The organism is Halobacterium jilantaiense, from assembly GCF_900110535.1.
Classification (GTDB): domain Archaea; phylum Halobacteriota; class Halobacteria; order Halobacteriales; family Halobacteriaceae; genus Halobacterium; species Halobacterium jilantaiense.
Map to the genome: position 1 here is coordinate 1,205,541 of NZ_FOJA01000001.1, position 12,498 is coordinate 1,218,038.

Sequence of the window (12,498 nt, forward strand, 5' to 3'; positions counted from 1 at the left end):
CGTGGACCGGGACCGGAATTAGCTTGCGCCCTGCGGCAATCGCCCCGCGCGCTGGAACACCACGAGGCCGACGACGAGTACGCCGAGACCGGCAGCGCCCGTGCGGAAGATGGTGTCGTAGGCGAAGCCAGTGCCCAGCAGGGTGCCGACGGCGACGCTCCCGAACGCCTGCACGATCATCATCGTCGCGCTGTAGCCGGCGTACGCCGACCCGCGGTCGCTGTCCGGGAGGCTGTCCAGGAGGAAGGTGTCGATGGCGGGGAAGAGGCTGTGGACGGCGTACCCCAGAAAGAGGGAGACGACGGCGACACCGAGCGTGCCCTCGACGACGGTCATCGCGAACAGCGTGACGACGAACGACCCGAGGACGGCGAGCATCAGGGGGACGTGCCGGAAGCGGTCGGCGAGACGGCCCGTGTACCAGAACGCCGGGACGCCCGCCGCGAACACGACTGTCAGCAGGACGTTCGCGGTGCTCTCGGGGACGCCCTTGGTCTCCACGAGGTACTTCGGATAGAAGTTGAAGAAGCCGTTCCAGACGAGGCCGGTGAGGCCGACGATGACGACGCCGAGCGCGACGACGCGGTACTGGCGGCGGATGCCGCCGATGAGGTCGCGGTCCGTGCCGCCGGCGTCCGGAAGGTCCGCGCGCTTCGCCGTGACGTACAGCACGACGGTGACGACGGCGGCGGCCGCAGACAGGAGGTAGAACGGCGCACGCCACGTGTAGTGGACGAGCAGCAGTCGGCCGACCAGGACGGGCGCGAGCGCGGCGGCGAGCTGGGAGGCCGTCCCGTGGATGCCGATGACGCGGCCGACCCGGTCCGGGAACAGCTCGCTGACGAGGGGGTTGGCGGCGACGAAGTAGACACCGGAGGCGAGCCCGACGAGCAGCGCGCCGACCATCACCAGCTCGATGCTGGGCGCGAACGTCATCAGCGCGGACGCCACGGTGAGCAGGACGCCCGTCCCGAGGACGACGCGGTGCCGCGGGAACCGCGTGAGGAGGTAGCCGGTCGGGAGCCGCGGGAGCGCGCTACCGAGCCACGCCAGCGTCGCCACCAGCCCGACGGCCGCGTCGCTCGCCACGAAGAACTCCTGGAGGGGTGCCACCAGGGGCGCGAACACGACCCGGCCGAAGTTCACGAGGAAGACGAGCCCGCACAGCGTCCCGAACAGTGGAAGCCGGCGGCCGTCGCCGTCGCTGGTCGGAGCCACACGCTGGTTTCTCGACGGGCCGGCACAATCCTTCCGGTTCCGGCACGGCCGCGAACAGCGCGTTACCGAGTGACTACCGAAGGTACGGAGGTGAGTGGCGGAACGGTATGAGCTCCGTCCAGCAGGCGCTGCGGTCCGGTGCAGTTCGCAAGGACACCTACGAGCGACTGGTCTGTGCGGACTGCGACACCAGGCTCGTCACCCAAGACCGCGGCGGGGTCGGGTGGCGGCGGGCGTGCCCGGACTGCGGCCGCGAGTGGAAGCAGATCCGGTAGCTACTCGAAGACGGCGTCGAACGCCTGCGCGCCCAGCGGCTCGAACTCGCCGGCGCGCGCGTTCTCGCGGACGTGCTCCGGGCTGGTGGTGCCCGCCAGCGAGCACGTGACGCCGGGCGCGCTCCGCGCGAAGTTCAGGCCGCGCTGTGCCGGCGTCTCCCCTGAAAGCTTCTCGTCGACCGCGTCCGGAACGCCCGACAGCACCTCGCCCTGCGCGAGGCTCGCCGACGTGAAGACGTTCAGGCCGGCCTCGTGGGCGTACCAGAGTACGCTCTGAAGGCCCTCCGGCCCCTCCTGGCTCTCGACCGTGAACGCGTCGGCCATGTAGACGCTGAACGGCACCTGGACGGCGCGCAGGTGCGTCGCCGTGTTCCCGACCGCCTTCGCCGCGCTCCGCGCCCGGGAGATGACCTCCCCGAGGTCGAGGAAGCGCTCGTGGTCCCGGGGCACCCGGAAGGCGTCCCAGGTCGCGACGCCGTAGTGGACGAGGTCGCCCGCAGCGACGCGCTCCTCCAGACGCTCGAAGGTCGCCTCTAGCTGGTCGTACACCTCGCTGGCGGGCCGTTCGTCCAGTTGGGTCTCGGGGTTGTGGACGTAGTAGAGGTCGATGGTGTCCAGACCGAGGTTGTCCAGTGACCGGTCGACCATCGCGTCCACGAACCCGGGCGCGACGCAGTGACTGCCGTGCGCGAGGTCCGCCGAATCGACCAGCCCCGCGTCCACGAACTCCCGCTGGACGTACTCGCCGGGGTCGGCGGGTGCCTCGCCGTCGAACGGCACGAAGCCGCCTTTCGTCGAGACGAACGCGGCGTTCCGGTCGATGTCGCTGTCCCGGACCGCGCGCCCGACAGCGCGCTCGCTGCGCTGGTGGCGGTAGTTCACCGCGGTATCCACGACGTTCACGCCCGATTCGAGACCCGCTTTGACCGTCTCGTAGATGGCGTCGTCGACCGCGTCGGTCGGGTCGCCGAGGTACGTGCCGAGGCCGACACTGGAGACGGCGCGGTCCCCCACGCGCCGGAAGTACGTGCGCGCCCGCCCCTCGCCGAATCGCTCCTTGTACTCGAAGGTCCCGTCGGCCGTGGCCATACCCGGGCTTCGGCCGGCCGCTACTTGTACTCGCCGCGTTCGAACGCCTCGACTGCGGCCCGGTACCCCTCCTGGAACGTCGGGTACGCGAACTCGTAGCCCAGGTCGCGGAGCCGCTCGTTCGAGCAGCGCTTGCTCGTGCGGACGCGGCGTTCGGCGGGCGTCGACAGGTCGCCGGCCGCGATGCGTTCGTCGACGGTCTGCTTCTCGGGGTGGTCGACGCCGCACTCGTCCGCGAGCCAGTCCGCGAACGCCCACTTGTCGACGGGTTCGTCGTCGACGGCCAGCAACACCTCCTCGCCGTCGGCGGCGTCGTCGGTGAGCGCGAACCGAACGACGCCGGCTGCGTCGTCGCGGTGGACCATGTTCAGGTAGCCCTCGGTGACCGGGCCGTCCAGATAGCGTGTTAGCCGGTAGCGGTCGGGGCCGTACAGACCGGCGAACCGGACCACGGTCGGGTCCATCCCGAACTCGGGGGCCTCCTCGCGGGCGACGCGCTCCGCTTCGACCAGTACTTCGGTCTTCTCGGTGGTCGGGTCGAGTGGCGTCGACTCGTCCACCCAGCCGCCGTCGTGGTCGCCGTAGACGCCGGTACTCGACGTGTAGACGAACTTCTCGGGCGCGTCGTCGCGACCCCCAAACTGCTCGACGGCCGTCCGCAGGCCGTCGACGTACACCTCGCGAGCGGCGTCGGCACCCCGGCCGCCAGAGGACGCCGCGAACACGACGGCGTCGACGTCCGGCACCGCTTCGAGCGACCCGGCGTCGGTCACGTCGGCTTCGACGGCGTCGGCACCCGTCTCGCGGACCGCCGCGAGCCCGTCTGCGGACCGCCGGACGCCGACGGCGCTGTGCCCCGCCGACGCGAGCTGTCGGGCGAGTTCGATACCGACGTAGCCACAGCCCAGAACGGCGACGTCCATCAGTAGGGGTTCTCCGCGGCGACGTAGCGGTGGATGCGAGCGTACTCCGCGAGCGTCATCGGCTGGCGGCCCTCCAGTTTCTGCTGGAGTTCCTTCGCGTCGTAGTCGTCGTCGAGCCCGCTAGCCAGCGCCTCCACGTCCATCACGGCCGAACTCATCTGGAGCATCAGGTGGTCTTGGACCTCCAGCAGCAGGTCGTCGGCCGCCGGGTAGTCGTCGCTCGTGCCGAGGATGCCGGCCGCCTCCTCGACGGTCAGTTCCGGCGACTCGCCCGCGGCGAGCGCGTCGAGCACGTCGCTGTCGACGCCCGACTCGGCCGCGACAGCGTCGATGTCCCCGGCTTCGACGACGGCCGCGAGGGTCGCCTCGTAGTCCGCGTGAACCGCCTCGTCTGTGGTCTCCTCGGGGTCCGCAATGGCTTCGGTGAACACGCCAGTTCGTACGCACTCGGGGGTCAAGGAGGCTGCGTTTACCAGCCGGGCGACCGCTCGTCCTGTCCGCCAGAGGTGTCGCCGACGCCCCGGGGGCCGGGCGGCACCACCACACCGACGGTCGCCTCGACCGCGAACGACACGCGCTCGTTCGAGCCCACTGAGTCGGGTCGTCCGTCACCGTTCACGTCGAACGCGACCGGCTCGTCGCGACGGACGTACGCCACACCCTCCGGAGCCACCGGCGTCCCGGCCTCGGCTCGAACGGTGAACTCGGCCCACGACCCGCGGAGTTCGACCGTCCACGCGTTCGCCGTCGCGTACCACGACCCCGGCACGGGCGCGAGCGGCAGTCCGGCCGGGAGCGCGCCCATGTCCGGAACGCCGGCGCGCCGCGCCGCCTCCGCCGCGAGCGCGCTGCTCGTCGCGTCCACGGCTTCGACTGCCGCGGCCTCCACGACCGCGTGCGCGGCCCGAGTCGTCTCCCGCACCAGTCCGGACTCGACTTCGACGCGGCCCTTCGAAGCCACGTCCGCCGCGTTCGCCCGCAGCCTCGCGTCCAGCCGGTCGCGAGCCCGCGGCCCCGCGTCAGCGACCTCGGCCGCCGCCGCGGCGACCGCCTCGGCCGCCGACCCGTTCGCGATTGCGGTCGCCGCCCCCGCGAGTGTCGGCCAGCGCGCGAGCGCCGCCTCGACCGCTCGCTTGCGCTCCTCTGGGTCGAAGTCGACGGGGGAGGACGACAGCACGCCGCCGTAAGCCACTCGTGCGTCGTCGACGCCCCCGGCGACCGCGTCCCGGAGCCGGGCGCGATGTTCGGCGAGCGTGTCGTTCTCGCCGGTGTCGAGCGCGCTGTCGGCCGCCCGGAGCGCCTGACCCGCCCGACCGAGGCCGACGCGGTCTGGTGGGTCCGGGAGCGCGGCCGACACGACGGCCTCGGCGACAGCGCCGTGGGGCGCGGTGAACCAGTTGCGGTTCCGCGCCGTGAGCGGGTGGTAGGCGTCGTCCACGTCGGCCGTCGCCGGCGTCACCTCGCCGAGCGTGAGGTACGGCGGCGTCCCCTCGACCGCAGCCACTGGTCCGGCCTCGGCGGCGTCGGCACGACCCGCCGGCGGTCGCTGGACGCCGCGGTCGCCCAGTTCCTCGCCGACCGCAGCGACGCCGCCGCCGACTCCCTGCTCGCGGAGCGCGACGACGACGCGCGCGAGGTACGCCTCCTCCGCGGCGGCAACGGCCCGTGCCGTCGCTGTGTCGTACTCGTCGCCGACCTCGCGGAGCGCCCAGACGCGGTCGACGAGGTCCGCAGTCGCCCCGTCGCCCGACGCGAGGGCACGCGTCGACAGTTCCACTGTGACGTTCCGGGCATCGTCGCGGAGCGAAGCGACGGCGTCGGCCGCACGCTCCCGGACTGGCGCTGGAACTGCCGGTCGGACGACCGCTCGCTTCTCGACGACCTCGCCGGCGACGGCGCGGCGCGCGATTGCGTCTGCACCGCCGTCGCTCCGGAGCAACCGCCGGACGGAAGCGGCCGCGTACCGCTCTCGAAGCGCCGGCCCGACGCTTCGGACGGGGGCGTCGAGGACGGCGTCTCGCTCGGTAGACAGCCGGTCGCGGACCGGCGGGTCGGCCTCGTAGCCGACCCCGATTGTCACCCGGTGCGTGGTTCGGGTCGTCTCGGTGACGGTCCGCGTGTTCGTCCCGTTCCGGTACCGCCGGGTCGTGGCCTCCGTGGTGACGACCCGTCTCCCGGTCCGTTCGGCCCGACGCCCCGCCACGTCGACGCGCCCGGCCGGCGTCGCCGACACGCTCCGCTCGGTCGTCGTGTCTGTGCGAACCAGCCGCCAGTCGTCGGGGATGGAGCCGCGGCTGGTCGTGGTTCGGTCGACGCGCTCGACGGCGACCGAGCGGTCAGCGAACCCGACGAGCGCGTCCGCGAGCGTGCCGCCGAGTCCGCGCCCGGCTGCCCCGTCCACGAACCCGACGAACGCGCGGTCGGCGGTGGCGTTCACCGAGATGGGGACGGCCCGGTCCGCCTGTTCTGCCGCCGCCTCGACCGCTGCGAAGCCGACATCGGTAGCCGTACCGCTCTGTCCGCGCTCTTCGAGGACGGCCCCCGCCCGCGACTTCGCAGTGCGCTTGCCCGCCGCGAGTACGTCTCGGAGCCCCGTCTCGGCGAACGCCCGAGCGTAGGCGTCGCTACCGGCGTCGTCGAGGCGGCCGAACGCCGCGCGCTGCTGGTCGAGGAGCGCGCGGTTCGCGGCGAGCGCGACGTGCCGATTCGCGAGCACGTTCCCGATTGGTGCGCCGGCGTACTGGAGTGGCCCCCGGAGCCACACCACTCGGTGCAGGAGGTCGGTGAGCCGGCGGTCCAGCCCCGGACCGTCGAGCGCGCCGCGGTCGAGCAGGCGCTCGAATCGCTGCGCGCGGTCGTGGAGGGTCAGCGTCGGGCTGTGAACGCGAACCGAGGCGGTCCGCTCGCGGCGGTCGAGCGTGCGGCCGCCGCGTTCGACGGCCGTCTCGACGCCGGCGACGCGCACCTCGACGACCGAGTCGTTCACGCGCTCGACGGTCGTTCGCTCGATGGCCGCCGCAGCGTCGGCCGTCGACTGGACTCGCGGGAGCGACGCCGACGCGGTCGCGCTGCCGGCGGACGCGTCGACGGTCCGGAGGGCGCGCTCGAACCGAGCGTACACGCGGAGCGCGAGGGCGTCCCGGAACGCCGTCTCGGGGTCGAGGGCGTCGCCGTAGCGACTGTCCGCCGGCGACACCACTGGGTTCTCGGCGGCGTTCCGGAGCGCGGTTCTGGCTGTGCCCGCGAGCGCGGCGTCGACGCTCGTCTCCGCGCGGTCGATGGCGCGGTCGCCACGGGTGCGGTCGGGTGCCGGGTCGTGGCCGGCGAGGACGGCGGCGGCGCTCGCGCTCGCGACGAGCAACACGACACCGACGAGCGCGAACGGGACGCGCGCCCGCTCGTCTTCGGCGAGCCTCACGCCGACCACGTCCGGACGGTGACCGCGACAGTCGTCTCGTTCGCCGGCACCTCGTGGGTCGTCGCGGCGACCGAGGCGTCTGGCGGCGGTCGCGGGCCAACGCGCAGCGACTCCCGACCGACTGTCGCGACCAGTTCGACCCGACTGCCGGCTGTCGCGGCGACCTCGCCAGTCGCGTCGACGACGGCCGCGACGAACTCCGGCTGCTCGTCCCGGTCGGCAGCGACGGTGGCGTGCGCGAGCAGCGTCGACACTCGACCCGAGGCGGCCCGTTCGTCGGCCGGGCCGTAGTCGACCGTGACCGTGCTCGCGAGCACGGTCCGGGCGGCCGCGTCGGGATCGGGTGGGTCAGGGCCGTCTGCAGGAATCGTGACGAGGGCGACGGCGGCCGCGCTCACGAGCAGTATCGCCAGCGAAACGTCGACGACGGTGCTGACGGCGCGGGTCACTGCCACACCGCCACGGTCAGTCGGCCGGGAGCCACCTCGCCGGGCGCGACTCGCACCGGCACGCGCCGGGACGCAGACGCAGCCTCTGGCGGCGGAGCGTCGGCACCCGTATTCCACGAGCGATTATCAGCCGTAAGCCGGACGCTGGCCTGGTAGCCGGCCGGCGCAACCGTTCCCGAGAGCGCCGACGGCGACACGACCACGCTCCCCTCTGTCGTCGCGGCGTCGACGGCGTCGTCGAGGACCTGTCCGGCCGGGGCCGACGCTCCCGGTCCAGGTAGAACACCAGCGCTAACGCTGCCGTACGCGACGAGCGCCAGACAGAGCGCGAGCACCGCGACGACGGCCGCCACGGGCTCGACCTGCGCCCTACGCGCCGACCAGCGTGACATCCACACCCCTCCAGGTGACGCGGCGGACGGTCAGACGCGCCGGGTCGTCTCGCCAGCGGTGCTCGCGGGCAGTCGCGTCGTCGGCGGCACTCCGGAGCGCCGACGGGTCCGCGAAGCGGTCGTCGGGCGGCGTCCCGTGGAGGACGGCCCAGAGTCGGGTGTCCTCGCGGACTGGCACGACCAGACCGTAGGCGAACTGGGCGTGTGCGGTGCCGGCGTCGCTCCGCACGGCGACCTCGTTCGGGGTGAGTCGGAGCGCCTCGGCGGCGACCTCGCGCGTCTCCACACCGGCGGTGTCGGCGGCCGCGACGGCGTCGACGGTGCCGGCGAGCGGGGCCGCCCGGGGTGGCGGTGTGGGGCTCGCGGCGAACGCGACGCCGGCGAGCGCGGTACTCACGAGAGACAGCGCGACCAGGACCGGTGGCGTGTCGGCGGGCGTGTCGAACACGCCGCGAGGTGGTCCCGGCCTCCGGTTTAAATCTAGAGGAGGGTGCCGGCAGCGACGGCCGTCACGGGGTAGACGACCGCGGCGCAGGCGACGGCGACGCCCGCGTGGTAGCCGACGAGCGCGCGGTCGAGGCCGCGCTCCAGGGCGACCGCGAGCGTCGGCAGAAGGACGGCGAGCCAGAGGACGTAGCCGCCGACGGCGAGCGCGAGCGCGGACTGCGGGAGCGCGCTGGCACCGTCCAGCCCCCGGACGCGGCCCGCGAGCGCGACCGTCACGCCGGCGACCAGCGGCGCGTAGACGAGCGCCGTATGGCGGAGCGTGCGCGTCGTCGCGGCGAACTCCCGTCGGACCTCCCGATCGAGGGCAGTGAGGTCGTCGAACAAGCCGGCGACGTCGACGAGCACGCGACCCCCGGCTGCGCCGCTCTCGGCGGCACGGACGGAGAGTGCGACGGCAGCCCGGGCGCGCTCGCTGGCCGTTCGCGCGAGCGGCCCGTGGTCCCCGAGGAAGGCCGCTTCGACGCCGACGCGGAGCTGTCGCATCCGGCGCGCCGCGTCCGCGAACGCCGCCCCGGTGGGGCCGTCGAGGGTGTCGCCGACGTCCGCGACGGCGGCTTCGACGGCCTGCCGCTCGCGGAGCCGGTGGCCGAGCAGGGAGAGCGCGTCGGCGAACCCGGCTTCGAGGTCGCGGGCGCGCTCCCGGAGTTCGCAGGCCGGCCGGAACCACGCGGCGAGCGCGAACCCCATCGGCCAGCCGGCGAGCAGCAGCGGCGTCGCCCAGCCCGGGAGCAGCAGGCTGGCGACGACGGCGGCCGCGAGCCCGCCGACCGCGGCGAGTGCGGTCGCTCGGGTGCGGCCCGCGAGTTCGGGGTGGTCGTCCGGTACGGGTGCCGGTGGAAAGGCGACCGGGCGACGCGCGAGCAGCCAGATGGCCGCACCGACCACGCCCAGCGGGAGCACGAGGTCGTAGCCGAGGACGAACGCCCCGACGGTCAGCGGGACGCCGGCGCTCGCGGCGGCCGGGACGACGCCGACGAGCGCGAGCGGCAACACGACGCCGAACGCGTAGACGGCCGTCGTGGGCCCGCGGACGGCATCAGCGTACTCGCTGGTGCGCTCGCGGGTGCCGTCGACGACGGCCGCGAGCGCGCGGTCGAGCAGCCGCTCCCGGTCACCGTCCGGCGCGTCGACGCCGGCTGCGGCGAGCGCCGCCGCTCGCCGGAGCGACGGCAGGTGGTCGCTCCAGGTGTCGGCGAACGCCGCGAAGCCGGCCGCTGGCTCGCCGCGGGCCGCCCGGACGTGGGCGGCGAGGCTGTCCGCGAGTCGGCCGCGGCCCGCGTCGGCGGCGAACGCGCTCGCGGACTCGACTGCCGGCGAGACGCGGAGCCCGAGGACGACGAGCGCCACGAGGTCGGGGGCGGCACCGAGGCTCCGCGAGCGCCGCGCGACCTCGCGGAGCCGGGGACCGTAGCGGACCGCGAGCGCGCCGGCGAGGCCGGTCACGCCGAGTCCGGCGGCGACGTACGGAGCGAGCGGCGAGGCGACGGCCGTGAGGAGGAGCGCGGTGCCGCCGACTCCGGCGGCCAGCCAGTCGCCGGACTCCCTGCTGTCGGTCATCGGAACGCGCTCGCTCGCCCCTCGATTGCCGCCCGCACGTCGCTGTACGTCTCGCCGGGGCGAGCGAGCGCGTCGACGGCGTGGCTGTTCCCGCGGGCAATTCTGCCCGTGGGATTCGCACCGTCGCCGTCGTCGCCGAACAGGGCGGCGTCGCCGTCGTCGGTGACCTCCTCGATTCGGACGACGCGTCGCCCGGCCTCGGTCTCGGCGCAGGTGACGACGAGGTCCGTGGCGGCGAACGACGACCGGTCGACGCCGAGGTCGGCGACCACGCGCTCCCGGACCCCGGCGGCCTCCTCGCCGTGAATGGTGCCGAGAACCGTCGCGTCACTGGCTCCGACGCGCATCGCCTCGTAGAGGACGCCCGCCTCCTCGCCGCGGACCTCGCCGACCGCGACCGCGCCGTCCCCGAGCCGGAGTGCCGTGCGGAGCGCGTCCGGCATCGAGATAGCCGCGCCCGCGGTGTCGTCGCCGGCGTAGAGCGCCTGGACGTCGCGGTCGTCGGCGCGGAGCGCGCGCACCGGGAGTTCGGGCGTGTCCTCGATGGTGACGAGCCGGGTGTCCCGGGCGAGCGACCAGAGGGTCGCGCCGAGGAGCGTGGTCTTCCCCGCCCCCCTCGCGCCGGCGAACAGCACGGCTGCGCCCCGAGAGACTGCTTCTGCGAGAAATCCCGCGGCGTCGGCGTCGAGCGTGTCGTTCGCGACGAGGTCGGGGAGGCGGAACGGGTCGGCGTCGTGGGCGCGGAACGCGAACCCGGTGCCGTCGCTCACCGGGTCGGTGACGCCGGCGACGCGCACCCGGCCGGCCCGCCCGAGGTCGTCGACCGTCGCGTCCAGCGTGGGGCTGGCTCTGGAGAACGGCCGGCCAGTCGCCGCGCGCAGTCGGGACGCGAGCCGCGCAGCGCCCCGGTCGGTGAACTGGACGTTCGTCCGCACCGACTCGCCGTCGACGGACGCGCGGAGCACACCCTCGTCGACGGGTGCCGACGCGAACACGTCGCTCACCCCGGGGTCGGCGAACAGGTCTTCGAGGACGCCGAAGCCACGCGTGTGCTTCCGGAGCGCGTCCGCCAGCCGCTCCCGGTGCTCGCCCGCGGCCTGCCTGACGGCTCGCCCCGGTGCGTCCTCGCCGTCCCGAACGGACCCGTCCGCGAGTCGCTCGCGGGCGTCGGCGAGGAGCCGCCAGTCGTCGCGGTCGAGGTCGTACTCCGGCGGGAGCACGTGGTAGACCGGGACACCGTCCGGAACTTCGTAGACGCGGACGGCCGCTCCAGTGTCGAGGTCGCGGGCCTCGCGCAGTCGGCTCTGCCGAGGCGGGGTGGGGCCGACGCGGGCGTCGGCGAGCGACGGCCCGAGGTGCGCGAGCAGGGCGTCGTACTCCGGCACGTCGGCGGCGACGGCTCCGAACCCGGTCTCGGCGGCGACGTCCGAAACGGGGCCGGCTCGACCAGTGGCCTCGGTCGCGGCGGCGAGCGGGTCGCGGCGCGCGCGAGCCGAGAGGCGGTCGTCCCGGTCGGCGACCCTCGCGGCGAACCGGCCCGCTGCGGTGAACAGCGCGGCCGCTCGTTCGCCGAACGCCCGCTCGAATCCCCCCGCATCGACGACGATGCGGTTCGGGGCGTGGCGTCGCGCGGCGGTGGCGACCGTCTCGCGGCACGCCGGCTGGTCGGTGAGCGCGCCGCCGCCGGGGCACGCCGTGGCGTCGAGGCGGAGCGTCCCCGCGTCGACGCCGGGCTCACAGCCGCAGTCCGGGTCGGGCGTCGCTCGGACGCGGTCCAGTAGTGCACGCATAGGCCGCTCTGCTCCCGTCTCCCCGGATAAACCCTCGCAGCGCGACGACAACCGGCTCCCCGTCTGTCGCGATGTAGGCGAACGTCGTGTCGCCGCGCAGCGTCGTCCCATCCCCACAGACGCTGACCTCGACGGGGAGACGTTCGACCGTCTCGGCACCGTTCCCGGCCCGGGCGACCAGCCGCGGTGGTCCGCGTTCGGCCGCGAGCGTCGTGGCTTCCGGGAGTGAGACGTGGACCGTCCGTCTCGGCGCGGTCTCGATGCGGTCGCCGGGGTCGCTGTGCCGAGCGAGCGCGCGAACGGCGTCGGCGGTGTCCTCGACGGTCGCCTCGACGCTGGCGGCGGCTCGGCGCTCGCGGGCGTGGTCGACAGCGGGCGCTGCCACGGCGACGAGCGCGAGCGCGGACACCACCGCAGCCACGACGCGGACCGTCACAGCGACGACCGAAGGCGGTCCAGCAGCGACGCTGGCTTCTCGTCCGAGTCGGCTAGACGGGCGGCCGAGTCCGGCACGGCCGTCTCGTCGCCTGTCGACGGAGCGCGTTCGGGTGACGACCGGTCGGGCTCAGGTGCGTGGGCGCGAGCCTCGTCGTCCAGCCGTTCGACGGCCGCGCGAGCCGCGTCGGCGCGGCGCTCCACGCGGTCGTTCACGTGCTCGATTTCGCCGACGTAGCCGTGGAGGGACTGCACGGTCGCCTCCAGTGCGTCCACGCGCTCGGTGAGGGTGTCGAGGTCGTCGGCCAGGGCGTCGAGGTGGCGCTGGCGTTCGGCTGGGTCGGAGAGGTCGACCGCGGTGTCGCCGTCGGTCAGCGCGCGCTCGACTGCTGCCACTCGTGCTTCGAGTGAGTTGTCGGTCACGGCGGCCGGTGGCCTCGGCCTC

General features: G+C 74.2%; 13 protein-coding genes. 1 reads left to right on the forward strand and 12 read right to left on the reverse strand.

Annotation, left to right across the window (positions count from 1 at the left end; translation table 11 throughout):
- Positions 1-18: 18 nt before the first annotated feature.
- Positions 19-1,218 (reverse strand): MFS transporter, encoded by a 1,200-nt coding sequence (locus BMW35_RS06190; protein WP_089668507.1) that lies wholly within the window; start codon positions 1,216-1,218, stop codon positions 19-21.
- Positions 1,219-1,325: 107 nt separating this feature from the next.
- Here BMW35_RS06190 and BMW35_RS15520 point away from each other — a divergent pair, with 107 nt between their 5' ends.
- Entirely contained in the window at positions 1,326-1,493 is a 168-nt protein-coding gene (locus BMW35_RS15520) for an HVO_0758 family zinc finger protein (protein ID WP_177170785.1), read from the forward strand.
- On the opposite strand, the gene BMW35_RS06195 is transcribed toward BMW35_RS15520, so the two are convergent.
- The 11 genes from BMW35_RS06195 to BMW35_RS06240 are packed head-to-tail and all read right to left on the reverse strand — an operon-like array spanning position 1,494 to position 12,476.
- Positions 1,494-2,582, reverse strand: coding sequence for an aldo/keto reductase (locus BMW35_RS06195; RefSeq protein ID WP_089668508.1), 1,089 nt, complete (start codon positions 2,580-2,582; stop codon positions 1,494-1,496).
- A 20-nt stretch (positions 2,583-2,602) separates the two neighbouring features.
- Positions 2,603-3,505, reverse strand: a complete 903-nt coding sequence (locus BMW35_RS06200) for an SDR family oxidoreductase (RefSeq protein ID WP_089668509.1) — start codon at positions 3,503-3,505, stop codon at positions 2,603-2,605.
- Entirely contained in the window at positions 3,505-3,936 is a 432-nt protein-coding gene (locus tag BMW35_RS06205; protein ID WP_089668510.1) for a DUF5791 family protein, read from the reverse strand. Before BMW35_RS06205 ends, BMW35_RS06200 begins: the two co-directional genes overlap by 1 nt.
- Positions 3,937-3,974: 38 nt before the next feature.
- A complete protein-coding gene (locus BMW35_RS06210) occupies positions 3,975-6,923 on the reverse strand; it encodes a DUF7286 family protein (RefSeq protein WP_143052158.1) in 2,949 nt (982 codons plus the stop codon).
- The gene (locus tag BMW35_RS06215) at positions 6,920-7,378 is read right to left on the reverse strand and encodes a DUF7284 family protein (RefSeq protein WP_143052159.1); all 459 of its coding nucleotides are present in this window, start codon (positions 7,376-7,378) and stop codon (positions 6,920-6,922) included. The genes BMW35_RS06210 and BMW35_RS06215 overlap by 4 nt, the downstream gene beginning before the upstream one ends.
- Positions 7,369-7,764, reverse strand: coding sequence for a DUF7285 family protein (locus BMW35_RS06220; RefSeq protein ID WP_089668513.1), 396 nt, complete (start codon positions 7,762-7,764; stop codon positions 7,369-7,371). The genes BMW35_RS06215 and BMW35_RS06220 overlap by 10 nt, the downstream gene beginning before the upstream one ends.
- Complete coding sequence (locus BMW35_RS06225; RefSeq protein WP_089668514.1) at positions 7,742-8,212, reverse strand: DUF7283 family protein; 471 nt, start codon at positions 8,210-8,212, stop codon at positions 7,742-7,744. The genes BMW35_RS06220 and BMW35_RS06225 overlap by 23 nt, the downstream gene beginning before the upstream one ends.
- Positions 8,213-8,244: 32 nt before the next feature.
- Positions 8,245-9,828 (reverse strand): hypothetical protein, encoded by a 1,584-nt coding sequence (locus tag BMW35_RS06230; protein WP_089668515.1) that lies wholly within the window; start codon positions 9,826-9,828, stop codon positions 8,245-8,247.
- Positions 9,825-11,618 (reverse strand): ATPase, T2SS/T4P/T4SS family, encoded by a 1,794-nt coding sequence (locus BMW35_RS06235; protein ID WP_177170786.1) that lies wholly within the window; start codon positions 11,616-11,618, stop codon positions 9,825-9,827. The genes BMW35_RS06230 and BMW35_RS06235 overlap by 4 nt, the downstream gene beginning before the upstream one ends.
- On the reverse strand, positions 11,563-12,054 hold the full coding sequence (locus tag BMW35_RS15525; protein ID WP_177170787.1) for a DUF7311 family protein: 492 nt from the start codon (positions 12,052-12,054) through the stop codon (positions 11,563-11,565). The genes BMW35_RS06235 and BMW35_RS15525 overlap by 56 nt, the downstream gene beginning before the upstream one ends.
- Entirely contained in the window at positions 12,051-12,476 is a 426-nt protein-coding gene (locus BMW35_RS06240; protein WP_089668517.1) for a DUF7310 family coiled-coil domain-containing protein, read from the reverse strand. The genes BMW35_RS15525 and BMW35_RS06240 overlap by 4 nt, the downstream gene beginning before the upstream one ends.
- Positions 12,477-12,498 lie beyond the last annotated feature (22 nt).